We start from the raw sequence: 22,375 nt of genomic DNA, 5'->3' as shown, positions 1-22,375 counted from the left end.
CTCCACGGGTCTTCGGTTACGTTTTGGTCCACGAAGGTTTTCCAAACGCCGCATCAAGTGGTTATGAACCCGCGACACACAAAATGCGGGCACTTTCGCAAAGAAAACAGGGCCGGACGGACCGACCCCTTTCAATATGTCACCTGAGTCGCAGCGTTTTCACCTTGTCGACAGGGCGGGTCATACGCCGGATTTGCCAATAAAGCAAGGGGCAAGCGCCGCAGGTGCCGGAGGCTTTTCCACGAAAAGAATGCCTCCGGCGGGGATATTTCAGACAAAGAAAAAAGGCCGAAGATCAGTCGATCCGATGGAACAGCTTGTCATCGCTTTTGCGCACTTTTTTCAGTGGCAACAACCAGTCCCCTGACGTGTCGCGATAGCCCAGAGGCAACAGGATGACCGACCGCAAGCCTTTGTCTTTCAGCCCAAGGATCTTATCAACTTCAGCCGGATCGAAGCCTTCCATCGGGGTGCTGTCGACCTGTGCTTCCGCGGCGGCCATCAAAGCAAACCCAAGCGCGATATAGGCCTGACGCGCGGCGTGTTCAAAGTTCACATCCGCCTCGCGCGGCAGATAGTTGGCTTTCAGGTTGTCGTAATATTGCGACAAAAGGGGGTTCGCCCCACCGCGTTCGTCTTCCATTTGGCTGACCACCGCATCAATGCGCGGGGCGGTGTAATTGTCCCATGCGGCAAACACCAACAGGTGTGAGCCATCGGTGATTTGCGCCTGATCCCATGCGACTTTGCGGATCTCGCCACGGATTTCAGGGTTGGTGATCACAAACACCTCAAAAGGTTGCGTGCCTGAAGAGGTGGGGGCCATGCGGATCGCGTCCAGAATGCGCGAAACATCCGCTTCGGACACTGCTTTTGCCGGGTCCATTTTCTTTGTGGCATAACGCCAGTTCATCAGCTCTGACAGATTATCCAATGCCATGTCGGTGTTCCTTTTCGAAGCCGGGTTTGTGTCGCCGGCAGGGGGTGGTATAAATTTGATACCGACGATATAAGAAGCACTGGATGATGCCGCAAGAAGGCACTTTTTTGAAACCCGGTATCACCCGTGAAACCGCCCTGCCCCACACGCGCCTTTGCGCCGAAAGGACACCCTATGACCAACAGCAAAGCCGCCACTGCAACCGGCTGTCCAGATTGCAAGCGCATCAACGAAGTGCTGGCGCGCGTGGGCGATCGTTGGTCTGTGTTGATTGTCATCTCGCTCGCGCAATACGGCGTGCTGCGGTTCAATGAACTCAAACGCAACCTAGGCATTTCGCAACGCATGCTCAGCCTGACCCTGCGCGAATTAGAGCGTGATGGGCTGGTCAGTCGCACCTATTACCCAACCATCCCGCCAAAGGTCGAATACGCCCTGACCCCGCTGGGCCATTCGTTTCGCGAACCGGTGAAAGCATTGGGAATGTGGGCGTTGGACAACCTGCCCAACATCGACGAGGCCCGCGCGGAGTTTGACGTGAAGCACGCAGAGGCGGGCAAGCGCGCCTGAGGTCAGCGGCGCGCGTCGATCTGGGCTATGGCCTTGGCAACCGCGGCCTCAATCGACAAATCCGACGTGTCGATGATCACCGCGTCGGTCGCGGGCTTTAACGGGGCCTCGCTGCGTTCGCGGTCGCGTTCGTCGCGCGTGATCACGTCAGCCAAAACCTGTTCCCGTGTGTCCGGCAGACCCTTTTGTGACAGTTCCAGAAAACGACGTTCGGCCCGCACTTCGGCGCTGGCGGTCACAAACAGTTTCACCGGAGCGTCCGGGCAAATCACCGTGCCAATGTCACGCCCGTCCAAAACCGCGCCCCCGTCACGCGCCGCAAAGCTGCGTTGAAACGCAACCAGGGCCGCGCGCACCTCGGCGATCACGGCAACTTTGCTGGCCGCTTGGGCCACTTCAGGCGTGCGCAAATCCCCCACCATATCTTCTGCTGTCAGGGATTTTGCGGCCTCAATCGGGTCCGTTCCACGCAGCGTTTTTGCCCCAACCGCACGATACAAGAGCCCCGTGTCGAGATGCGCAAACCCGAAATGCGCCGCCACCGCCTTTGAAATTGTCCCTTTGCCCGCCGCCGCCGGCCCATCGATCGCAATTGTGAATGTCATGTTCGTTTTCTCTTTATGCGCTTGAATAGAGCAAGCCCTGCACCAACCAGTAAAGCGCTCATGCACAGGGTAACAGTTCCGGATTTCAACACAGTCAACAGAGAGGCGCTTGCAACCTGTTCCGGTGTGATTATCGCGAGGTCGGTTTTCAAAAGCTCTGCAACTTTTGCGTTTTCGGACCAATCAAAGAGGGCCGCCAAACCAGCCGCCACAGATAAACCGATGGCCCAACGCTTAGAAAACAGAAGAAAATACCCCAAGATCAGGGTGAGCATCAACAGCCCTGGATAGAGCAGATCCAAAACATGCTGCGGCCCCAAATAAAGCGCGCGGCCCTGTTCGGTTAACGCCGCAAGAAATGATTGGGCGTCCTCAAACGTGTACCCACCCGGCCGCATATCAAATGGGAACAGCCCACCCGCTTGGGCGGAAATACCCGGCAATGTCCAAAAAAGCATTGTCAGATAAATCGCCATCGCGGCCACGAAGACGCCCCAAAAGGCCCGATGAAGGGTCATGTATTGTCTCGGGTGATCTGCGCACCAAGCCCGGCCATCAGCGGTTCAAACACCGGAAAACTGGTGGCAATCGGCCCGCCGTCGTCCAGATGCACGGGCTTTTGCGTCGCCATCCCAAGGCAGGCGAAAGACATCGCGATGCGGTGATCTAGCACGGTGGCCACGGTGCCGCCGCCCGGAACGTTTTCCGGACCTAGCCCCTCTACTGACCACCAATCTTCGCCTTCCTCCACGGTGATGCCATTGGCGCGCAACCCTTTGGCCATCGCGTCAATCCGGTCACTTTCCTTCACGCGCAGCTCGTGCACGCCGGGCATCTCGGTTTTGCCGGTGGCAAAGGCGGCAACCACAGACAGGACCGGGTATTCGTCAATCATGCTGGCGGCGCGGTCTGGGGGGACAGTGATCCCCTTCATATTGGGCGAGTATTTTGCCCGCAGATCCGCCACAGGTTCGCCCCCCTCAAGTCGTTCGTTTTCAAACACAAGGTCCGCACCCATGTCTTGCAGCGTGTAAAACAACCCGGCGCGGGTGGGGTTAAGGCCAATATTTGGCACAAGCACGTCTGACCCCGGCACGATAAGGGCCGCACAGACCGGAAAAGCGGCCGAGCTTGGATCGCGCGGGACGATGATGGTTTGGGGCATAAGTTCGGGCTGACCCGTGAGGGTGATTTTGCGCCCTTCATCGGTGTCTTCCACGGTGACCTCAGCCCCAAAACCGACGAGCATACGTTCGGTGTGGTCGCGGGTGGCTTCACCCTCAATCACCACGGTTTTGCCCGGCGCATTCAGCCCAGCAAGCAGCACGGCGGATTTGACCTGCGCTGACGCCATCGGGGTTGTGTAAATCACCGGCACAGGGTCCGCGGCGCCAATGACGGTCATCGGCAGTTTGCCGCCTTCGCGCCCGTAAGATGCCGCGCCAAAAAGCGCAATTGGGTCTGTCACACGACCCATAGGACGCGAGCGTAAACTTGCATCCCCCGTAAATGTCGCGGTGATCGGCGAGGACGCCATGGCCCCCATGATCAACCGCACACCGGTGCCCGCATTGCCGCAATCAATCACGTCTTCGGGTTCCTGAAAGCCGCCAACGCCAACACCGTTCACGCGCCATTCGCCGTCGCCCAAACGCTCGACATCCGCACCAAAGGCTTTCATTGCATTCGCAGTGCCGATCACGTCCTCGCCTTCCAAAAGGCCGGTGATGTGGGTTTCGCCCACGGCCATGGCACCAAGGATTAGGGAACGGTGCGAAATGGATTTGTCACCGGGCACATTGGCCACACCCGAAAGGGGGCCGGATTTGCGCGAAGTCATGGGAATGGCGGGGCCGTGGCCGGACATATGCGTTCTCCTCAGATGTTGATTTCTGATAGCGCACACATGGCGGAGTTTCCAGAGCGGAAAACGCGTTGGGGGCGCTGCCCCCCTGCCTGCGGCATTCACCCCGAGGTATTTTTGGCAAGAAAAAGGGCGCGGGTCAAAGGGTCGTTAGATGCGGCGGAAAGTGAGATAATGCGGTGTGCGGCCTTCGCGCAGGGCTTTTTGCTCATACCGCGTGGAAATCCAATCGCCCCAAGGATTGCGCCAATCATCTGGGGTTTCGCCCAGCCATTCAAACCCAGCCTTTGGCACTTCTTCAAGCGTTTGGCGCACGTAGTCGGGAATGTCGGTCGCCACGCGGAATTCTGCGCCGGGTTTAAGGACCTTATGAAACGGTTGCAGATATTCCTGAGTTACAAAGCGGCGCCGGTGGTGGCGTTTTTTGGGCCAGGGATCGGGGTAAAGCAAAAATGCTTTGTCGATCGAATGCTCGGGCAGCACATCAAACATGTCGCGCACATCGCCGGGATGCACGGCAACATTTTCGCACCCTGCTTTGCGAATTTTGCCCAACAGCATCGCGACGCCGTTGATGTAAGGTTCGCAACCGATGATGCCCACATCCGGGTTGCTGGCGGCCTGATGCACCATATGCTCGCCACCGCCAAATCCGGTTTCGAGCCAGACCGGTTTATCCCCGAACAGTGCTTTCAGATCCAAAGGTGTGCGGTCCGGGTTTTCTTCCCACCCCACGGCACCGGGAGAAAGGGCCACAAGATCCGCGTCCAGATACTCTTGCTGGCTGTCGCGCAGATTGTGGCCTTTGAGGCGGCCATAGAAATTGCGCCACGGCGCACCGGAGGAGTGTTTTCTGTCTGTCATATCATGTCCCGTCATGGGCGGCCTGTCGCATGTGGCGGATGATCCGTCAAGGTGGCAACGAAAAAGGCCCGCCGGTTTGGGCGGGCCTTTGATCGGTATCTCGTGGATCAAACTGCGCGTTTCAGCGCGTCAATCAGATCGGTGCGTTCCCAGCTGAATCCGCCGTCATCAGTGGGGGTGCGACCAAAGTGTCCATAGGCCGCAGTGCGCTGATAAATCGGTTTATTCAGGCCCAGATGTTCGCGAATACCGCGCGGGGTCAGGTCCATGATTTGGCCCACAGCGCGTTCAATCTCGGCCTCGTCCACCTCGCCTGTGCGGTGCGTGTCGACCAAAATTGACAGGGGGTGTGCAACACCGATGGCGTATGACAGCTGCAACGTGCAGCGTTTTGCCAAGCCTGCGGCCACGATATTTTTCGCCAGATACCGCGCGGCATAGGCGGCAGAGCGATCCACTTTCGTCGGATCTTTTCCCGAAAAGGCACCGCCGCCATGTGGGGCCGCACCGCCGTAGGTATCAACAATGATCTTCCGACCGGTCAGACCGGCATCCCCGTCTGGGCCACCGATCACAAATTTGCCAGTCGGGTTTACGTGCCATGCGGTGTTTTCGGTCAGCCAGCCATCGGGCAGCACATCACGAATGTAAGGTTCAATCGCGGCGCGCACGTCATCCGGGGTCATGGTTTCATCCAGATGCTGGGTCGACAGAACCAGCGATGACACCTCAACCGGCAGGTCATTTTCATAGCGCACCGACAGCTGTGACTTGGCATCCGGGCCCATCCAGGCCTCGGTCCCATCTTTGCGCACCTCGGCCAAACGCCGCAGAATTGCGTGGCTGTATTGAACGGGGGCCGGCATCAGCGCGTCGGTTTCAACCGTGGCATAGCCAAACATGATACCTTGATCCCCGGCACCTTCGTCTTTGTTGTCTGCGGCATCCACCCCTTGCGCGATATCAACGGACTGGGCGTGCAGAAAGTTCGACACATCCATGGTTTCCCAGTGGAAGCCTTGTTGGGTATAGCCGATGTCTTTCACACATTCGCGCGCGATATCGACAACATTGTCGAGCACCCTTTGCGGGCCGCGCACCTCGCCACCAATCACGACACGGTCGGTGGTGGCAAAGGTTTCACAGCCAACGCGGGCGTGTGGATCTTCGGCAAGGAATGCGTCAAGGACAGCATCCGAAATACGGTCACACACCTTATCCGGGTGTCCTTCAGATACGGATTCCGAGGTAAATACGTGGTTCTTACGGGTCATGAGAAGTGCTCCAATACATATAGCCCACCACGTCAGGAAGCCGTTGTGGTGGGGATGCCCCTACGCGTTACATGCCCTGATGGGCATGGTCAAATGCTTTTCGTGCGCCGCCGAGCGACAAAAACACCGGTCACGGCTAACACGAGGAAAGTTAATGGAAGATCACCATAGCGCGAATAAGGTGTTGCAGGCAGAGATCCGGGAATTTTTTCATCAATGAAACCAGACGTGTTCAGCGGAATTTCTGCGCGCAAATTACCATTTGCTTCGATCACCGCGGACACACCCGTATTTGCGACCCGGATCACCGGCAACCCAAATTCGATCGCACGGAACCGCGCCTGAACAAGATGCTGTTGCGGACCAGAAAAATTGCCGAACCAGGCATCATTTGTCGCGTGCAATATCCAATCGGGACGCTCAGGTGCAGCACGTATATCGCGGGGAAAAACAGCCTCGTAGCAGATCAGCGGCAGCATCTTTCCCAACGCTCCAAGGTCAAGAACGCGCGCGCCAGGGCCGGCGGAATACCCTTGCCCCGACTGCGCGGCAAAGGCGTTAATACCGATGTATGAAAGCTGATCGCCAAAGGGAATATACTCGCCGAAGGGCACTAAATGGTGTTTGTCGTATGTGGTGCTGATTTGGCCGTTAGCGTCAAGCAGCGCGAGTGAATTGAAAAACCGCACCCCTTCTCCGCGTTGCACACCAAACAGCACCGGCTTGCCTTGGGCCGCAGCCGCCATGTCACGCAAAACACCATCCGCCCATTGCATCAAGGTGGGAACGGCGGTTTCAGGCCAGAGGATCAGATCAGGCGCCGCGCCGGTGGGGGGCATCGCAGTCAGGTCAAGCTGGCGCTGCACAAAGTCATAGGCGAACTTCGGGTCCCATTTCTGATGCTGTGGCGCATTGGGTTGGATCAGGCGGACAGTCATTGGCTGATCACTTGGCGACGTGGCCGCGCGCTGGGTCGCTGTCACGCCGATGCCCGCAAAAAACAGCACCAAGATCGCCAGTGGCAATTTCTCCATGCGCCGGACCAGAACCACTTGCGCCAACAGTGTGGTTAGCAAAAAGGTCACCGCGCCCAGCCCAGCGGCGCCAATACAGGCCGCTGCTGGAGCCAGAACCGTGTCGATCCAAATATGGCCGGGACTGGCCCAGGGAAAGCCGGTGAACAAGCGCGCGCGCATTAACTCTGCCCCGGTAAAAGCAACCGCCAGAAGAAGCCAGCGCCAACGAAGCGCTGCAAGCCGGTGCGCAATCCCCGATGCCCCGCCCCAAAGCAAGGCAAGCCCAGCGGCCATTAACAAAAGCGCAAAAGGGGCCATCCAGGCATACCGGGCGGCGTCGACCATAAAGGGCGCCACCAGCCACGACAATGAAACGCCAAAATACCCAACCCCAAGCGCCCAACCGCGCAAGGTCGCCTGTTGCCAACGCGCGGACTGAAGGACCATGATCATGCCGATGGTCAAGCCGATGAGCGTGCAGATCCACCAACCGAATGGTGCCTGCCCTAAGGCCGCGAGACCGCCCAGAAAAAGCGGCGGAACAACCGATGGGAACACCCCGGTTCGTAACGCAGCCATGCGCGAGGGCTTAGCCATCCTGTTGGGCTGGGATACGGACGCGCAGTCGCTTGATCCGACGCGGATCCGCATCGACCACTTCGAATTCCGGTCCATCAGGATGCAAAATCACTTCGCCGCGGGCAGGCACATGACCAGACAGCAAAAAGACCAGCCCGCCCAGCGTGTCGATCTCTTCGTCGTCATCATCTTCGCCCATGAGACGCACGCCAATGGCCGCTTCGAACTCATCCAGCGGCGCCTTGGCCTCTACCAAATAGCAACCGGGTTTTTCCTCAAGCCACAACGCACTTTCTTCAGTGTCATGTTCATCTTCAATCTCGCCAATGACCTGTTCGATCAAATCCTCAAGCGTGACCAGACCGTCCACCCCACCATATTCATCAATGACCAGTGCCATATGGATGCGTTCGGTTTGCATTTTCTGCAACAGCACGCCAATCGGCATCGAAGGCGGCGCGTAAAGCAAGGGGCGCAACAGGTTCTTCAGCGCGTAACGCTCAGAGGTGCCGCCTTTTGTACCGCCAAATCCGTGGGTTAGCGCAAAGTCTTTCAGATGCACCAATCCAACCGGGCTGTCCAACGTGCCATCGAACACCGGCAGCCGGGTCAGCCCACTTTCGCGAAACAACTCGACCAATTCGGTTTTCTTGATATCCACCGACACCGATAGAATTTCAGATTTCGGGATCATCACATCTTCGACCCGCATCCGGCGCAAATTAACCATGCCCGGCGTGGTCTGTTGAGGCATGCCAGGCAGAGCCTGCGGAAGATCGTTTGGCGCAAGATCACCGGTGTCAGTCGGGCTGAGCGCCCCAATCACCCGGCTAAAAAAGCCGCTTTTGCTTTGCCCTGCACTCTCATCCTCAGGGTGGCGCGCGCGTTGCGCTGCGCTAGAAGAGCCGTCGTTACTGTCGCTCATGGATCCTTTTCCGTATTTGCGCGAAATGCGCCTTACCTTAAATATGGGTTCGAAATGCCCATCTTGCCAAGAATTTCAACCTCTAACCCCTCCATCAGGGTCGCATCTTTTTCGTCAATGTGATCATAACCCAACAAATGCAGGGTTCCGTGCACCAAAAGATGGGTCACATGGGTCGAAAAATCTTTGCTCTGATCCACAGCTTCCCGCGCACAGGTGTCATAAGCGATGGCAATATCACCCAATTCAAGCGGCGCATCGGGGAAATCTGGCCTTGGTGCATCAGGGTGCGCCCCCGCGGTTTCGGCCGCACGCTCATCCGACGGCCATGACAACACATTGGTCGCCTGCCCCTTGGCGCGAAATTCGGCATTCAGTTCGGCGATACGTGTATCATCACAGGCCAAAAAGGCAATTTCAGCATCCGGATCGACCCCAAGATGGGACAGAACCGCCCGCGACGCGGCCTCAGCCAACGCCTCGAACCCCACCTCTTCCCAGCGGGCATCTTCAAAAACGATATCGACAGACATCAGAAGCTTTCATCAAGAGCCATCGGTGGCCTGTGCTGCGTTTTTTTGGGCTGCGGCTTTTTGGGCCGCTGCATTTTCAGAAGCCTCGTCATAAGCCTCAATGATCTTCGCCACAAGCGGATGTCGCACAACATCTTTTGAGGTGAAATAGTTGAACGAAATCTGATTGATCCCACGCAGCAAGCTTTCAGCATCCCGCAGCCCCGACTGCACCCCGCGCGGCAGGTCAATTTGCGTTCGGTCGCCAGTGATCACCATGCGCGAGCCTTCGCCCAGACGGGTCAAAAACATCTTCATCTGCATCGAGGTCGCGTTTTGCGCCTCATCCAACACCACAAAGGCATTCGCGAGCGTGCGTCCACGCATAAAAGCAAGCGGCGCAATCTCAATGCGTTTTTCTTCGATCAGCTTGGCCACTTGTTTGCCCGGTAAAAAGTCGCCCAGCGCATCATAAAGTGGCTGCATATATGGGTCGACTTTGTCTTTCATGTCACCGGGCAAAAAACCCAGCCGTTCACCGGCCTCAACCGCAGGCCGCGACAGGATGATTTTATCAACATGCCCGCCAAGGAACATATTCACCCCAACGGCAACAGCCAAATAGGTTTTCCCGGTGCCGGCCGGACCAATCCCAAACGCCAGCTCGTTGCTGAAAAGGCTTTCCACATAGGCTTTTTGCGCCTCAGTGCGGGGCTGAACCGTTTTCTTGCGGGTCATAATTTCGGTGTTGCCCGGCTTGAACATCTCGATCTGGTCGCCGTCCCGTGTGCCGGTGCCTTCGTCCGTGCCGCCCAAGCGGATTTCGCCGTCGATGTCGCCGGGTTCAATCGCCTGCCCCGCCTCAAGCCGCAGATAAAGGGCATTCAGCACCTCTGCCGCTTTTTCACGCGCCTCGCCCAAAATCACCAGATGATTGCCACGGCGCACAATCTGCACGCCCAAAAAACTTTCGATATGTGTGAGGTTCTTGTCAAATTCGCCGCAGAGATCAATCAGCAGTCGATTGTCAGGAAATTCCAGCAAAACCTCGAGGCTGTTTTCATCAACAGGCGCGGCGGTCAGGTTTTCTAATCCCAAGACAATCTCCGTTTCGCTAAGGGTCCGTGTGAAAATGGTGCCAAGAGCGGCGGGTGGTTGCAAGCCAAATGATCCAATCTTCACGAAGTTGATACAAAAAAAGGCCGCCAGATGTCCGGCGGCCTTTTGAAATAAAAGTGTAACGTGGCTTAGATCGAGTCGGCGAAGTTGCTGCCCGCTTTGTAATTCCCAACGGCGTAGCCTTCGGGATAGATGTCGTTACAAATTGGCTTGCCGTATTTGTCCATACGCGCCGACAGATATCCCTCAACACCATCGTCAATGATCCAGTGCTGACAGCCATTCGGATCCGTCCAGATACCGGCCACAAGTTGGCTGAGGTGTTTGCTGTCAAACCCACGGTCAACGGTTTTATCGGTTTTATCACCCAAACAAGCCGACAGCGACAATGCTGCGCCGAGAAGTGCGATCCCTTTGATCAGTTTCATAATCCGGTCTCCTTAGCGCAAGCAGATGATTTCGACGCGGCGGTTTTTGGACATGCCAGCCGCGGTCGAGTTGGAAGCCACAGGGTGGCGTTCGCCGTAAGCTCGGATCGAGGCGACCCGCGCGCCAACGCTTTGTGCCACTTTGGCAACCGCATTAGCACGTCGCTCTGACAGGCGCATATTGTAACTGTCACTGGCACGCGCATCGGTGTGACCCGAAATCACGTAAGACGCCGCACCCGCTTGGGTGAAGAACTCTTCCAGACGGGCTTTGCCCGATGCGGTGATTTTGGACTTGTCGGTCGCAAAAAGCTGATCTGAATTCATTACGGCGCAAATGTCACCCCGGTGGCAGACCGGGCGACCATCGCGGGTCACATGTGGGGTCATGTACCCTTCGACACCATCATCCATCACCCAATGTTCACAACCATCCGGATCGACCCAGATCGTCGGCACATAGCGTGATCCGTTTACATATTGCTGCGCCGAAGCGGCCCCGGCAATCAATGCCAGCGACAGACCACCCGCAACTGCGGATGCGCAAGCAAGGCGAAGAGCATTTGAAAGTTTCCCAGCCACGTTTTCCCCCACTAAATAATTGAGTTGGTGAGACAGAAGATCACCAAAGATGATTAAGATTTTCGCCAAGTGTAGCAAATTTCGTGGGTAAAGGAAGAGATATTCCCTATATATTGTGTGCGAATACGCCACAATTGGCGCAATGCAACCGCATTGTTGTGTTTTGGGACGGAAACTCTGTCTTTACGTCAATCCAACACGTCACCCTTGAGCGAATTTCTCACACTCTCGGTGATTCTTACCCGACGCAAATCCCCCGGTTTCACATCCGCATTCACATGAACCGCGTGAAGATATTCGGATTTTCCGACCATCTGCCCCTCGAACCGTCCCGATTTTTCAAACAGAACATTCACATCACGCCCCAACATACTGTCCTGCACCGCGCGTTGCTGTTCGGTGATCAAGGCCTGTAGCCGCTGAAGCCGTTCATCGGCAACAGCATCATCAACCAAAGCGCGTTCCGCCGCCGGGGTGCCAGGGCGGGTCGAGTATTTAAAGCTAAAGGCTTGGCCGTATTTCACTTCGCGGATCAGTGACATCGTGTCCTCAAAGTCCTGATCATCCTCCTCCGGGAAGCCGACAATGAAATCACCGGAAATCAGGATGTCGGGCCGCGCCGCGCGAATGCGCTCGATCAGCCGCAAATAGCTTTCGGCCGTATGACTGCGGTTCATTCGTTTCAGGATTTTGTCGGACCCCGATTGCACTGGCAAATGCAGATAAGGCATCAGCTTTTCGCATTCGCCATGCGCAGCGATCAGCGCGTCATCCATGTCATTGGGGTGGCTGGTGGTAAAGCGGATCCGCTCTAGCCCATCCACGTCATTCAATGCCCAAATCAGCCGCGCCAATGAATAATCCCCATCTGGCCCCGCGCCGTGATAGGCGTTTACATTCTGCCCCAACAGGGTGATTTCACGCACGCCGCGATCCACCAGATCGTTGGCTTCGCGCAGGATCCGCTCTACCGGGCGGCTCACTTCGGCGCCGCGGGTATATGGCACCACGCAAAACGCGCAAAACTTGTCGCAGCCTTCCTGAACGGTCAAAAACGCGGCTGGATTACGCCGTGCTTTTTGGGCCCCTGCGCGCACGCCGTGACGGGTGGGCAAATGCTCAAACTTGCTTTCTTCAGGAAAATCGGTGTCGAGCGCCTTTTTGCCCTGATCCACCTGTTCCATCATCTCAGGCAAGCGGTGATAGGTTTGCGGGCCAACCACCAGATCGACAGCGGGTTGACGGCGCATGATCTCTTCGCCCTCGGCTTGTGCCACACATCCGGCGACCCCGATTTTCAAGTCGGGATTATCCACCTTAAGCGCCTTCATACGCCCCAGTTCGGAATAGACCTTTTCGGCGGCTTTTTCGCGAATATGGCAGGTGTTGAGCAGGATCATATCCGCGTTTTCCGGCGTGTCCGTTTCCACATAACCATCCGCGCCCAGCGCTTCGGCCATGCGTTCACTGTCATAAACATTCATCTGGCAGCCATAGGTGCGGATGAAAAGTTTCTTCGGGTCGGTTTTCGCGTCAGACATCTTCAGGCTTTCTCAATGGATCTGGCCCAATGGATCTGGGCAGGGATCAAGGCCCGCTCCTACACAAATCTGTGCGGCGCTGCAACGGCTGCGCGCGAGACCACGCCGCAAACCCCTGCGCCCATATCCCGGGCGCAGGCGAACTTGTGCCATGGATCCCTTGCAAAGCGTTTGAAATTGGTAGATTTTTAACCATGGCTCCGCAGAGTGCGCGGATAGTAGGAGCAGTGATGCGATATTCTGGATTAAGCGATTTTCTGAATTCCAGTCCCGAGGCTTTGGCCAAAGGGCCGGTCGCAATGATCTTTGTCGAAGATCTGGTTGAGGTCGACAGCACCATCCGCCACCACCAAAACGCAGGCTTTAAAGAGGTGTTGGTGTTTGCCCCCGATGCCCTTGACTTGCCCAGCGCGCTAGAGGTGGATATCCACCGCATCGACTTTGATATGTCGGCCCCCAACGCATTGCAAACCACAGTAAACAAGGTGATCGAAGCCGCCCCCAAGGTTTGGCTTTACTACTGCTATAACGCCGAATATCTGTTTCACCCCTTCTGCGAAACCCGTTCAATTGCCGAGCTTTTGGCATTTCACACCGAAGAGCGGCGCAGTGGCGTTCTAAGCTATGTGGTGGACCTTTACGCGGATGACCTTGGCCATAATCCCAATGCTGTCTCGCTGGAAAATGCATGGATGGACAAGTCGGGCTATTATGCACTTGGCCGCCCTGACCCGGAAAACGACGGCCACCCAAAAGAGCGGCAGCTTGATTTCTTTGGCGGGTTGCGTTGGCGGTTTGAAGAACACATCCCCGCCTTGCGCCGCAAGATTGACCGAATTGCGCTGTTTCGCGCACGGCCTGGGTTAAGGTTGCTGGCCGATCACACCTTTAACGACGAAGAATACAACACCTATGCCTGCCCATGGCACAACAATATCACCGTCGCAATTGCCAGCTTTCGCACCGCTAAAGCCTTGAAATCAAACGCCGGATCGACCTTTGATATCCACACGTTCAAATGGCACAATTCGACCGAATTTGAATGGTCCTCAAAACAGCTTTTGGATTTGGGGCTGATGGAACCCGGGCAGTGGTTTTGATCACTCTTTTCCTTTTTCAAGGACTTCGTTAAGGTACCAACATCATACGAGCACCTGCATGATCGCGGCCTCGTCCACTCATCCCCCCAAAAAACACGAGGCCACCATGACCGAAGTCACTCAAGGCGCAACCGTGCGCATTCACTACACCGGCACCCTAGAAGATGGCAGCATCTTTGACAGTTCCGAAGGGCGCGATCCGCTGGAATTCACCGTAGGATCCGGCATGATCATTCCCGGCCTCGACAAAGCCCTGCCCGGCATGAGCGTGGGTGAGAAGAAAAAGGTCACCATCGCCCCCGAAGAGGCTTACGGCGCCAGCCAACCAGAAGCCATTCTGGAAGTGCCGCGTGCAGAAATCCCCGCCGAAATCCCGCTTGAAGTTGGCATGCAGCTTCAGATGGGCGGACCACAGGGCCAGCCAATTCCAGTCACAGTCACCAATCTGACCGATGAAATCGCCACATTGGATGCAAACCACGCGCTGGCCGGAAAGACCCTGATCTTTGATTTCGAGATTGTCTCGGTCGGTTGATCAGAGCAAAAAACAAAAACCGCCCGAGACGCTTGGGCGGTTTTTCAGGTCTGACATTGCGGATCTGTCGCAGAATCAGGTGCGGCGCAGCCGGATCACCACATCTACTTTGCTGATCTCAGCCCCTTCGGGGGCCACTGGCAGGCGGGCAATTTCAAGATCTTCGTCCGGCGCATCCATCAGCTCTTCGCTGTCTTCCCAAAAGAAATGCGGATGGTTTGTCACATTGGTGTCGAAATAGCTGCGCGCGCCATTCACCGTGATTTCACGCAGCAGACCCGCGTCTGAAAACACCCGCAAAGTGTTGTAAACCGTTGCCAGAGAAACCTTTTCTCCGCTATCTCGCGATGCTTCATACAGGCTTTCGGCTGTGACATGGCGATGCTGCCCATCGCCAACCAGCAAGTGGGCCAATGACAAACGCTGCCGCGTGGGGCGCAAACCGGCGCTGGCCAGCCAGTGTGTTTCCGAGGCGATTTCAACTTGGGTCATGCGGTTCTATCCATATGGGTGCGTCAGAATATAGGCGCGCTTTCGTCAGGTTTCCATGATTTTTTGCGCAAGTGATCCGTCTGGCCCTATTTTATTGGCGCAGCCCGCCCGCCGCCCTTGCGTCCATGTTTGCCCGGATGATAGAGGATGAGGGGACGAAACACACAAGATATAGGGCGGCAAATGGCGGACTACCCAACCAGCTTTGACAAGGAAGATCTTCTGAAATGCGCGCGCGGAGAGCTGTTTGGCCCCGGCAATGCGCAGCTTCCGGCGCCGCCGATGTTGATGATGGATCGGATCACCGAAATTTCCGGTGACGGTGGGGAACATGGCAAGGGGCATGTGATTGCCGAATTTGACATCACCCCAGACCTTTGGTTCTTTGACTGCCACTTCCCCGGCAACCCGATCATGCCCGGCTGCCTGGGTCTTGACGGCTTGTGGCAATTGACTGGTTTCAACCTTGGCTGGCGCGGCTGGCAGGGGCGCGGATATGCGTTGGGTGTGGGCGAGGTAAAACTGACCGGAATGGTCCGTCCCGACCGTAAAATGCTGACCTACCGTATTAATTTCACCAAAGCGATCCAAACCCGCCGCCTGACCATGGGCGTTGCAGACGGGATTGTCGAAGCGGACGGCGATGTGATCTATCAAGTCAAAGACATGAAAGTGGCCTTGTCGGAAAGCTGATCCAGCCACAGATTATTGCGCCCAGACGGGCAAAATGAAGGAGTGCGCATATGCGTCGTGTTGTCGTTACCGGGTTGGGCATCGTTTCAGCCATCGGGAATAATGCCGAAGAAGTTCTTGCCTCGCTAAAAGCTGGAAAATCCGGCATTTCAGCCAATGCTGACATGGTCGAACATGGCTTTCGCAGTCAGGTTGCGGGTATGCCCAATATCGACATCGCCGCCCATGTGGACAAACGCACCCTGCGCTTTATGGGGCCTGGGGCCGCCTATGCGCATATCGCAATGGAACAGGCGATTGCCGATGCAGGGCTTGGTGAAAATGATGTTGTGAACCCGCGAACCGGCCTGATCGCCGGCTCTGGTGGGCCATCGACCAGTGCAATGTTCGCAGCCCACCAAACCGCGCTGAAAACGGGTGCGACCAAACGCATCGGGCCATTTGCGGTTCCGAAATGCATGGGATCCACCATCTCGGCCAACCTTGCGACGGCGTTCAAAATCAAGGGGATCAACTATTCGATCACTTCGGCCTGCTCGACCAGCCTGCATTGCATCGGCAACGCGTCCGAGCAGATCATGATGGGCAAACAGGATGTGATGTTTGCCGGTGGCGGCGAGGAATTGGATTGGACCCTGTCCTGCCTTTTCGACGCGATGGGCGCGATGTCCTCGAAATACAATGACACCCCGGAAAAAGCCTCGCGCGCGTTTGACGCAAACCGCGACGGGTTTGTGATCGGCGGCGGTGGGGCCATTTTGGTTCTGGAAGAATTGGAGCACGCCAAAGCGCGCGGCGCCAAGATCTATGCCGAAGTCACCGGGTACGGGGCCACATCCGACGGGCACGACATGGTGGCGCCCTCTGGTGAGGGCGGCGAACGCGCGATGCGCCTTGCAATGGACATGCTGCCACAGGGTCGCAAAGTCGGCTATATCAACGCGCATGGCACATCGACCCCCGTGGGTGACGTGGGCGAAGTGGAAGCGGTGCGGCGTGTATTTGGTGAGGGATCGACCCCGCCCATTAGCTCGACCAAATCCATGACCGGCCACAGCCAGGGCGCCACCGGCGCGCAAGAAGCCGTGTATTGTCTGTTGATGCTTGAGAATGATTTCATCACCCCGTCGATCAACGTCGAAGAGCTGGACCCGGCGATCAACCCCGAAGAGATCGCCACCGAATTGGTGGAAAACGCCGGGCTGGACACGGTGATGACCAACAGCTTTGGCTTTGGCGGAACCAATGGCTCGATGCTTTTGAGCAAATACAAAGATTAATTTGAGGACGATAACATGGCTGGATTAATGCAAGGAAAACGGGGCCTCATTATGGGGGTCGCCAACCAACGCTCGATCGCTTGGGGCATTGCCCGGGCCATGGCGAATGAAGGCGCGGAACTGGCGTTTTCCTATCAGGGGGATGCATTTGGGCAACGTGTGGCCCCATTGGCGGAAAGTGTTGGGTCAGATTTTCTGGTCGACATGGATGTCACGGATGATGCCGCATTGGACAAAGGTTTTGATGCGCTTTTTGACCGTTGGGACAGCCTTGATTTTGTGGTGCATGCGATTGCTTATTCCGACAAGAACGAGCTGGCCGGACGGTTCGTGGACACCAGCCGCGCGAACTTTAAAAACTCCATGGACATCAGTTGTTATTCCCTGATCGAGGTGGCGCGCCGTGCGGCCCCTAAGATGACCAAAGGCGGCACGATCCTGACGCTGACCTACGGCGGGTCAAACCGCGTGACCCCGTATTATAACGTGATGGGCGTGGCCAAAGCCGCGTTAGAGGCCTCGGTGCGGTATCTTGCCAATGACCTCGGCCCCGACGGCATTCGCGTCAACGCCATCTCGCCCGGCCCGATGAAAACACTGGCCGGCGCCGCGATTGGTGGCGCGCGTAAAACCTTCCGCCATACAGAGGCCAACGCGCCGTTGCGGCAAAACGCAACGCTTGAGGCCGTGGGCGGCACCGCGGTTTACCTTGCTTCAGATTACGGCAATTGCACCACCGGTGAGATCATCACCGTGGACAGCGGGTTTCATGTCTTGGGGATGCCGCAGCCGGATAATCTGTGACCCAAAGACCGAGCATTGCAAAGGCCACCTTCGGGTGGCCTTTTTTGTTGAACCGGATGTTTTCTGGCCTCCGGCGGGGATATTTTCGACAAGAAAAAAGGGCGTCTGGACGAGCCGCTTGGAACTGTGCTTACTGACACAGAGAGATTGAAGGGCGATGAGATGAAAGCATTTACAGCATCAGATGGTGTCACATTGGCGTACCGCGACGAAGGCGAAGGTTTGCCGGTTCTGGCCCTTTCCGGGCTCACACGCAACTCTGACGACTTCAACTTTGTCGCCCCGTATCTTTCCGGCATCCGCCTGATCCGTATGGATTATCGCGGACGTGGGCAATCGGATTGGGCGCCGCATCAGACCTATACGGTCCCGCAAGAGGCCGAAGATGTATTGGGGTTGATGGATCATCTGGGGCTTGAGAAAGCCGCCATTCTTGGCACCTCGCGTGGTGGGTTGATTGCGATGGGATTGGCAAGCGTCGTCAAGGACCGGCTGATCGGCGTGTGTCTGAATGACATCGGTCCTGAGATTGACCCCGGTGGGTTGAAATACATCATGTCCTACCTTGGGCGCCGTCCTGCGTGGCGCGCCTTTGGGTCCGCCACCAAAATGCGCGCGGCCGCGATGGAGCAGGCCGGGTTTCACAATGTGTCGATGGCGCGTTGGGACGAAGAAGTACGTCATCTTTACGCGGAAAAAGATGGCAAGCTTGAGAACCGATATGACCCCGCGCTGCGCAAAGCCGTGGAGGAGGCGAGTGCCCAACCGACCCCAGATTTGTGGCCGATGTTTGATGCCTTTGACGGGCTGCCGCTGGCGCTGATCCATGGTGCAAACTCGGACCTTTTGACCGATGCGACGATTGCCGAAATGCGGTCCCGCCGCCCGGATATGCTTTACGCCAACGTGCCAGATCGCGGCCATGTGCCATTTTTGGATGAACCCGAAGCGTTGCCGGTGATCCGTGCCTGGTTGGAGCAATGTCATGGACGTTGATGCCATCCGCGCCGCCGCCCAACGCCTTGATGGGCACGCACGCAAAACGCCGCTGTTGTCCTCGCCGTTTCTGGATGAGATTGCCGGGCGCCGGGTGTTGATTAAGCCCGAATGCCTGCAACACACGGGCAGCTTTAAGTTTCGCGGCGGGCGGGCGGCTATTTCCGCCTTGCCTGGTGACATCCGCGCCAAGGGTGTGATTGCCTTTTCCTCGGGCAATCACGCGCAAGGGGTGGCACTGGCCGCACAGGATTTTGGCATTCCTGCTGTGATCCTGATGCCGTCCGACACGCCGCGTCTGAAGGTCGAAAATACCCGCAGCTATGGCGCTGAAGTTGTGTTCTTTGATCGGGCCACTGATGACCGTGATGCAATCTGTGACGATCTGGCCAAGGCGCGCGGTTTGACCTTGGTGCGCCCCTATGACGACGCAGAAGTGATCGCGGGGCAAGGCACCGTAGGGTTGGAAATCGCCGCGCAGGCCACTGAGCTGGGGATTGAGGCCGCAGAGGTACTTGTCCCCTGCGGCGGGGGCGGTTTGACGTCCGGCGTTGCGCTTAGTCTTGAAGCTGATGCGCCCAAAATGCGGGTCCGCCCGGTGGAGCCGAAGCGGTTTGACGATGTGGCCCGCTCTCTGGCCAGTGGCCGCATTGAAAGCAACGCTGCGAAAGCAGGCTCGATCTGTGATGCGATCATCACGTCGCAACCCGGCAATCTGACTTTCCCGATCCTGCACCGCCTTTGTGGGTCTGGTCTGGAGGTCAGCGAAGAGGAGTGCTTGCGGGCCATGGCGCTTGCCTTTGCCCGACTGAAGATCGTGATCGAACCCGGCGGGGTCGTGGCCCTTGCCGCCGCGCTTTTCCACCCCGATGAAATCTTCGGCGACACCGTGATCGTCGTGGCAACCGGCGGCAACGTCGACACCCCTATGTTTACCCGCGCGTTGGAGGCACTGACCCCGTGACCAAACCCGAGCTTACCGATTTCACCCTTGCATCCTTCAACGTCAAAAACCTGATTGGCCCTGATCAGGAATATTACCAGTTTCAATCCTACACGCCCGAGGAATACGCGTGGAAGCGCGATTGGATGGCGGATCAAATGCTGTCGTTGGATGCGGATGTGATTGGGTTTCAGGAAATCTTTGAGGAAAGCGCGCTGCGTGATGTGATCCGCGAGGCGAACCTGCGCGCGGATGAACTGAACAAAACCACCATCCCTGACCGTTCAAAACGCTATCACCGCAAGGCGATTTTCCGCAAATTGGCGGTGGAGCCGTGGGACATGCGCCATGTGGCGTTTGCCCCTAATGTGAACGACGGCACGCCGGGCCACCGTCGCCCCGGGTTGGCCGTGCTGTCACGCTTTGGCTTTGTTGGCACGCCCGAGGTGGTGCAAGAGCTGCCCGAACCGCTCTCCATCCCCTTCACCGACGGCGGTGGGCATTTCACCCTGACCCGCCTGTCACGCCCGATCCTTAAGGTGCGCATCCCGGTGGGTGATCAGGTGATCACATTGTTTAACTGTCACCTTAAATCAAAACTCGGGGAATTTATCCGCCCCGAAGGGACCGATTTTGCGCCCGAGCAGGACCTGACCAACTATGATCCCGTGTCCCGCGCGCTGGGATCCGCCCGCGCCGCGATGCGCCGCATGGCCGAGGCTTGGGTTCTGCGCAAATTGGTGGTTGAGGAAATCAACGCCGGCCACCCGGTGGTGGTGCTGGGCGACTTTAACGACGGCGAACACGCGGTGAGTTCCGAGATCATCTCAGGCGAGGTGCCGTTCAAAAACTACGCCTGGATGTTGCGCCATGATGCCAAGACCCCGCGCGATCGGTATTCCGAGGCTGAGAGCGTGAAAATCACCGAAGAGATTGACGCCGTGCGCCTGCATTCCGCCGAAAAACTGTTTGTGCGCAAAAGCTTGCGCGACATGGTCTATACGGCCTCATTTGGCGGTGTCTTTGAAAGCATCGACCAGATTTTCCTCAGCCGCGCGTTCCATCCGGACTACGAAAACCGTATCGCGGATATGACCTATTTCAGCGTTCTGAACGACCATATCACCGACGGATCCCACCCCGAGGCGCCGTATAACAAGCTCGCGTCCGATCACGGTCAGATCATGGCGCATCTGACCTTGCGCAGCGGCAAGGCGCGCGCGAAATGATCTTGCCGGGCGATGAACCCTGCCCGCTTTACGTGGTGGATGAGGGGCCAAAGGACGCCCCAGCCTTGGTGTTTGCCCATGCCTTGGGGGCGGATCTGACGATGTGGGACGCGGTGCTGCCGTTTTTACCGAAAACCCTGCGGATCATTCGCATGGATATGCGCGGGCATGGTCAAAGCCCCTGCCCGGATGGGCCGTATCCCATGGCCGATCTCGTGCGTGATACGGCGGCCGCTTTGGACCGGTTAAAGGTCAAGGACTGCGCCTTTGTGGGGCTGTCAATTGGCGGGATTATTGCGCAAGGTTTGGCGGCCGAACGCCCAGACCTGATCCGCGCTTTGATCCTGTCCAACACCGCCGTCAAGATCGCCACACCGGAAGTGTGGGCCGCCCGGATCACCGAGGTTAAGGCACAAGGCATCGAGGCTGTGCTTGGCCCCAACATGCAACGCTGGTTTGCCCGCGCCACCCACCGCGACCGTCCAGAATTGATCCATCACGCCGCAGACATCATGCGCGCAACACCGCTGGCTGGGTATCTGGGGTGTATGGCGGCAATTGCCGATACCGACCTTTATGAGAGCACGGCCCGGCTGACCCTGCCCACCTTGGTAACCGCCGGGTCCGAAGATGGCTCCACCCCCGCTGATCTGGTGCGCGAATTGACCGACCTGATCCCCGGATCCACGTTTGAGCTGATCCGAAAATCCGGCCATATGTCGCCCGTTGAACAACCAGAAATCTACGCCGCTGCCCTCACCCGTTTTCTGGACGTCACCAAACATGTCTGAGTTTCTTTTGGTCCACGGCACAGGGCACGGCGCATGGTGTTGGCGGGATGTGATCCCTGAACTGGCGCGTTTGGGGCACCGCGTTCGCGCCATTGATCTGCCCTGTCATGGCGCAGATCATGCGCCAATCGGCGACGCCAGTTTGACCAGCTATGCCGAAGCCATTTTGGACGCGCTTGAGGCGCCAACCATCATCGTCGGGCATTCCATGGGGGGCTTTCCAATCACCCAAGCGGCCTGCCTAAAACCGGATAATATCCGCCATCTGGTCTATCTCTGCGCCTATGTTCCCACCCCAGACACAAGCCTTGTTGAGATGCGCAAGGCGTGGCCCGAGCAACCTTTGGCAAAGGCCTTTGATGTCGCCGCAAACCGGCAAAGCTTTCGCTTTAAGCCCGCGCTGATCCAAGACCGGCTGTATCACGACTGTTCCGAGGTGTTGGAATTTGCCCGTGCTCATCTATGCGACGAACCGATGGCCCCGTCGATGACCGCGATTACAGGACAGCACACCGCCCCCAGCAGCTACATTCGTTGCACAAAAGATCGTGCCATTCCGCCCGCGTATCAGGCCCAGATGGCCCAGAACTGCGGGGCGACATATGATCTCAACACCGGGCATTCGCCCTTTTTCGCCGATCCCGCCGGGCTGGCGGGCTTGCTTGATAAGATCAGCGCGGGTTTGACCTAGCG

Annotated in this window: 25 protein-coding genes and 1 riboswitch; of the genes, 11 read left to right on the top strand and 14 right to left on the bottom strand. The window is 57.2% G+C overall.

Annotation, left to right across the window (positions count from 1 at the left end; genetic code table 11):
* Positions 1-295: 295 nt before the first annotated feature.
* A complete protein-coding gene (locus tag KKW20_RS04590) occupies positions 296-940 on the bottom strand; it encodes an NAD(P)H-dependent oxidoreductase (protein ID WP_214566487.1) in 645 nt (214 codons plus the stop codon).
* Between the two features lie 174 nt (positions 941-1,114).
* Here KKW20_RS04590 and KKW20_RS04585 point away from each other — a divergent pair, with 174 nt between their 5' ends.
* The gene (locus KKW20_RS04585; RefSeq protein ID WP_214566486.1) at positions 1,115-1,510 is read left to right on the top strand and encodes a winged helix-turn-helix transcriptional regulator; all 396 of its coding nucleotides are present in this window, start codon (positions 1,115-1,117) and stop codon (positions 1,508-1,510) included.
* 2 nt (positions 1,511-1,512) lie between these two features.
* Here the strand turns inward: KKW20_RS04585 and cmk are convergent, their stop codons facing one another.
* The 12 genes from cmk to miaB form a co-directional block, all read right to left on the bottom strand.
* Entirely contained in the window at positions 1,513-2,115 is a 603-nt protein-coding gene (cmk, locus tag KKW20_RS04580; RefSeq protein WP_214566485.1) for a (d)CMP kinase, read from the bottom strand.
* A complete protein-coding gene (locus KKW20_RS04575) occupies positions 2,112-2,633 on the bottom strand; it encodes a hypothetical protein (RefSeq protein ID WP_214566484.1) in 522 nt (173 codons plus the stop codon). The genes cmk and KKW20_RS04575 overlap by 4 nt, the downstream gene beginning before the upstream one ends.
* Positions 2,630-3,982, bottom strand: a complete 1,353-nt coding sequence (aroA, locus tag KKW20_RS04570) for a 3-phosphoshikimate 1-carboxyvinyltransferase (protein ID WP_214566483.1) — start codon at positions 3,980-3,982, stop codon at positions 2,630-2,632. Before aroA ends, KKW20_RS04575 begins: the two co-directional genes overlap by 4 nt.
* Positions 3,983-4,129: 147 nt before the next feature.
* Positions 4,130-4,843, bottom strand: coding sequence for a tRNA (guanosine(46)-N7)-methyltransferase TrmB (trmB, locus tag KKW20_RS04565; protein ID WP_246534446.1), 714 nt, complete (start codon positions 4,841-4,843; stop codon positions 4,130-4,132).
* Positions 4,844-4,950: 107 nt separating this feature from the next.
* Complete coding sequence (metK, locus tag KKW20_RS04560; RefSeq protein ID WP_214566481.1) at positions 4,951-6,117, bottom strand: methionine adenosyltransferase; 1,167 nt, start codon at positions 6,115-6,117, stop codon at positions 4,951-4,953.
* Between the two features lie 6 nt (positions 6,118-6,123).
* Positions 6,124-6,172, bottom strand: a riboswitch (SAM-SAH riboswitch).
* A gap of 34 nt (positions 6,173-6,206) precedes the next feature.
* Positions 6,207-7,712, bottom strand: coding sequence for an apolipoprotein N-acyltransferase (gene lnt / locus KKW20_RS04555; RefSeq protein ID WP_214566479.1), 1,506 nt, complete (start codon positions 7,710-7,712; stop codon positions 6,207-6,209).
* Between the two features lie 10 nt (positions 7,713-7,722).
* Positions 7,723-8,637: a transporter associated domain-containing protein gene (locus KKW20_RS04550; RefSeq protein ID WP_214566477.1), complete on the bottom strand. Its 915-nt coding sequence runs from the start codon at positions 8,635-8,637 to the stop codon at positions 7,723-7,725.
* 32 nt (positions 8,638-8,669) lie between these two features.
* Positions 8,670-9,170, bottom strand: a complete 501-nt coding sequence (gene ybeY / locus KKW20_RS04545) for an rRNA maturation RNase YbeY (protein ID WP_214566475.1) — start codon at positions 9,168-9,170, stop codon at positions 8,670-8,672.
* 12 nt (positions 9,171-9,182) lie between these two features.
* Positions 9,183-10,247 carry a PhoH family protein gene (locus tag KKW20_RS04540; protein ID WP_214566473.1) on the bottom strand — a complete coding sequence of 355 codons (1,065 nt, stop codon included), beginning with the start codon at positions 10,245-10,247 and terminating at the stop codon, positions 9,183-9,185.
* A 149-nt stretch (positions 10,248-10,396) separates the two neighbouring features.
* Entirely contained in the window at positions 10,397-10,696 is a 300-nt protein-coding gene (locus KKW20_RS04535) for a hypothetical protein (protein ID WP_214566471.1), read from the bottom strand.
* Between the two features lie 12 nt (positions 10,697-10,708).
* Positions 10,709-11,278 carry an OmpA family protein gene (locus KKW20_RS04530; protein WP_425514255.1) on the bottom strand — a complete coding sequence of 190 codons (570 nt, stop codon included), beginning with the start codon at positions 11,276-11,278 and terminating at the stop codon, positions 10,709-10,711.
* A 188-nt stretch (positions 11,279-11,466) separates the two neighbouring features.
* Positions 11,467-12,819, bottom strand: coding sequence for a tRNA (N6-isopentenyl adenosine(37)-C2)-methylthiotransferase MiaB (miaB, locus tag KKW20_RS04525; RefSeq protein WP_214566469.1), 1,353 nt, complete (start codon positions 12,817-12,819; stop codon positions 11,467-11,469).
* A 230-nt stretch (positions 12,820-13,049) separates the two neighbouring features.
* Here miaB and KKW20_RS04520 point away from each other — a divergent pair, with 230 nt between their 5' ends.
* Together KKW20_RS04520 and KKW20_RS04515 are read left to right on the top strand one after the other, a co-directional pair.
* Positions 13,050-13,919 carry a glycosyltransferase family 2 protein gene (locus KKW20_RS04520; RefSeq protein WP_214566467.1) on the top strand — a complete coding sequence of 290 codons (870 nt, stop codon included), beginning with the start codon at positions 13,050-13,052 and terminating at the stop codon, positions 13,917-13,919.
* 106 nt (positions 13,920-14,025) lie between these two features.
* Entirely contained in the window at positions 14,026-14,454 is a 429-nt protein-coding gene (locus KKW20_RS04515) for an FKBP-type peptidyl-prolyl cis-trans isomerase (RefSeq protein ID WP_214566465.1), read from the top strand.
* Between the two features lie 75 nt (positions 14,455-14,529).
* Here KKW20_RS04515 and irrA read toward each other — a convergent pair whose 3' ends face one another.
* Positions 14,530-14,946 carry an iron response transcriptional regulator IrrA gene (gene irrA / locus KKW20_RS04510; RefSeq protein WP_214566463.1) on the bottom strand — a complete coding sequence of 139 codons (417 nt, stop codon included), beginning with the start codon at positions 14,944-14,946 and terminating at the stop codon, positions 14,530-14,532.
* Positions 14,947-15,129: 183 nt separating this feature from the next.
* Between irrA and fabA the strand changes: the two genes are divergently transcribed.
* The 8 genes from fabA (at position 15,130) to KKW20_RS04470 (ending at position 22,373) form a co-directional block, all read left to right on the top strand.
* Positions 15,130-15,639 carry a bifunctional 3-hydroxydecanoyl-ACP dehydratase/trans-2-decenoyl-ACP isomerase gene (fabA, locus tag KKW20_RS04505; RefSeq protein ID WP_214566461.1) on the top strand — a complete coding sequence of 170 codons (510 nt, stop codon included), beginning with the start codon at positions 15,130-15,132 and terminating at the stop codon, positions 15,637-15,639.
* 50 nt (positions 15,640-15,689) lie between these two features.
* Positions 15,690-16,919 carry a beta-ketoacyl-ACP synthase I gene (fabB, locus tag KKW20_RS04500; RefSeq protein WP_214566459.1) on the top strand — a complete coding sequence of 410 codons (1,230 nt, stop codon included), beginning with the start codon at positions 15,690-15,692 and terminating at the stop codon, positions 16,917-16,919.
* A gap of 15 nt (positions 16,920-16,934) precedes the next feature.
* The gene (locus KKW20_RS04495; protein ID WP_214566457.1) at positions 16,935-17,723 is read left to right on the top strand and encodes an enoyl-ACP reductase FabI; all 789 of its coding nucleotides are present in this window, start codon (positions 16,935-16,937) and stop codon (positions 17,721-17,723) included.
* Positions 17,724-17,885: 162 nt separating this feature from the next.
* Positions 17,886-18,719, top strand: a complete 834-nt coding sequence (locus KKW20_RS04490) for an alpha/beta fold hydrolase (RefSeq protein ID WP_214566455.1) — start codon at positions 17,886-17,888, stop codon at positions 18,717-18,719.
* The gene (locus KKW20_RS04485) at positions 18,709-19,683 is read left to right on the top strand and encodes a threonine ammonia-lyase (protein WP_214566453.1); all 975 of its coding nucleotides are present in this window, start codon (positions 18,709-18,711) and stop codon (positions 19,681-19,683) included. Before KKW20_RS04490 ends, KKW20_RS04485 begins: the two co-directional genes overlap by 11 nt.
* The gene (locus KKW20_RS04480; protein ID WP_214566450.1) at positions 19,680-20,891 is read left to right on the top strand and encodes an endonuclease/exonuclease/phosphatase family protein; all 1,212 of its coding nucleotides are present in this window, start codon (positions 19,680-19,682) and stop codon (positions 20,889-20,891) included. The genes KKW20_RS04485 and KKW20_RS04480 overlap by 4 nt, the downstream gene beginning before the upstream one ends.
* Entirely contained in the window at positions 20,888-21,682 is a 795-nt protein-coding gene (pcaD, locus tag KKW20_RS04475) for a 3-oxoadipate enol-lactonase (protein ID WP_214566448.1), read from the top strand. Before KKW20_RS04480 ends, pcaD begins: the two co-directional genes overlap by 4 nt.
* Positions 21,675-22,373 (top strand): alpha/beta fold hydrolase, encoded by a 699-nt coding sequence (locus tag KKW20_RS04470; RefSeq protein ID WP_214566441.1) that lies wholly within the window; start codon positions 21,675-21,677, stop codon positions 22,371-22,373. The genes pcaD and KKW20_RS04470 overlap by 8 nt, the downstream gene beginning before the upstream one ends.
* Positions 22,374-22,375 lie beyond the last annotated feature (2 nt).

It is taken from the genome of Aliiroseovarius lamellibrachiae (assembly GCF_018599245.1).
In the GTDB taxonomy this organism is placed as follows: domain Bacteria; phylum Pseudomonadota; class Alphaproteobacteria; order Rhodobacterales; family Rhodobacteraceae; genus Aliiroseovarius; species Aliiroseovarius lamellibrachiae.
Note: the sequence above shows the minus strand (reverse complement) of the source record. Positions and strands in the feature narration are given on the sequence as shown.

Excerpts from the sequence above, each read along its gene's own strand:
- ybeY (WP_214566475.1), bottom strand. The coding sequence starts at position 9,170 with ATGTCTGTCGATATCGTTTTTGAAGATGCCCGCTGGGAAGAGGTGGGG.
- lnt (WP_214566479.1), bottom strand. The coding sequence starts at position 7,712 with ATGGCTGCGTTACGAACCGGGGTGTTCCCATCGGTTGTTCCGCCGCTT.
- aroA (WP_214566483.1), bottom strand. The coding sequence starts at position 3,982 with ATGTCCGGCCACGGCCCCGCCATTCCCATGACTTCGCGCAAATCCGGC.
- KKW20_RS04535 (WP_214566471.1), bottom strand. The coding sequence starts at position 10,696 with ATGAAACTGATCAAAGGGATCGCACTTCTCGGCGCAGCATTGTCGCTG.
- KKW20_RS04515 (WP_214566465.1), top strand. The coding sequence starts at position 14,026 with ATGACCGAAGTCACTCAAGGCGCAACCGTGCGCATTCACTACACCGGC.
- irrA (WP_214566463.1), bottom strand. The coding sequence starts at position 14,946 with ATGACCCAAGTTGAAATCGCCTCGGAAACACACTGGCTGGCCAGCGCC.
- cmk (WP_214566485.1), bottom strand. The coding sequence starts at position 2,115 with ATGACATTCACAATTGCGATCGATGGGCCGGCGGCGGCGGGCAAAGGG.
- KKW20_RS04575 (WP_214566484.1), bottom strand. The coding sequence starts at position 2,633 with ATGACCCTTCATCGGGCCTTTTGGGGCGTCTTCGTGGCCGCGATGGCG.
- KKW20_RS04550 (WP_214566477.1), bottom strand. The coding sequence starts at position 8,637 with ATGAGCGACAGTAACGACGGCTCTTCTAGCGCAGCGCAACGCGCGCGC.
- miaB (WP_214566469.1), bottom strand. The coding sequence starts at position 12,819 with ATGTCTGACGCGAAAACCGACCCGAAGAAACTTTTCATCCGCACCTAT.
- fabA (WP_214566461.1), top strand. The coding sequence starts at position 15,130 with ATGGCGGACTACCCAACCAGCTTTGACAAGGAAGATCTTCTGAAATGC.
- KKW20_RS04495 (WP_214566457.1), top strand. The coding sequence starts at position 16,935 with ATGGCTGGATTAATGCAAGGAAAACGGGGCCTCATTATGGGGGTCGCC.
- KKW20_RS04590 (WP_214566487.1), bottom strand. The coding sequence starts at position 940 with ATGGCATTGGATAATCTGTCAGAGCTGATGAACTGGCGTTATGCCACA.
- fabB (WP_214566459.1), top strand. The coding sequence starts at position 15,690 with ATGCGTCGTGTTGTCGTTACCGGGTTGGGCATCGTTTCAGCCATCGGG.
- KKW20_RS04520 (WP_214566467.1), top strand. The coding sequence starts at position 13,050 with ATGCGATATTCTGGATTAAGCGATTTTCTGAATTCCAGTCCCGAGGCT.
- pcaD (WP_214566448.1), top strand. The coding sequence starts at position 20,888 with ATGATCTTGCCGGGCGATGAACCCTGCCCGCTTTACGTGGTGGATGAG.
- trmB (WP_246534446.1), bottom strand. The coding sequence starts at position 4,843 with ATGACAGACAGAAAACACTCCTCCGGTGCGCCGTGGCGCAATTTCTAT.
- KKW20_RS04585 (WP_214566486.1), top strand. The coding sequence starts at position 1,115 with ATGACCAACAGCAAAGCCGCCACTGCAACCGGCTGTCCAGATTGCAAG.
- metK (WP_214566481.1), bottom strand. The coding sequence starts at position 6,117 with ATGACCCGTAAGAACCACGTATTTACCTCGGAATCCGTATCTGAAGGA.
- KKW20_RS04490 (WP_214566455.1), top strand. The coding sequence starts at position 17,886 with ATGAAAGCATTTACAGCATCAGATGGTGTCACATTGGCGTACCGCGAC.
- KKW20_RS04470 (WP_214566441.1), top strand. The coding sequence starts at position 21,675 with ATGTCTGAGTTTCTTTTGGTCCACGGCACAGGGCACGGCGCATGGTGT.
- KKW20_RS04485 (WP_214566453.1), top strand. The coding sequence starts at position 18,709 with ATGGACGTTGATGCCATCCGCGCCGCCGCCCAACGCCTTGATGGGCAC.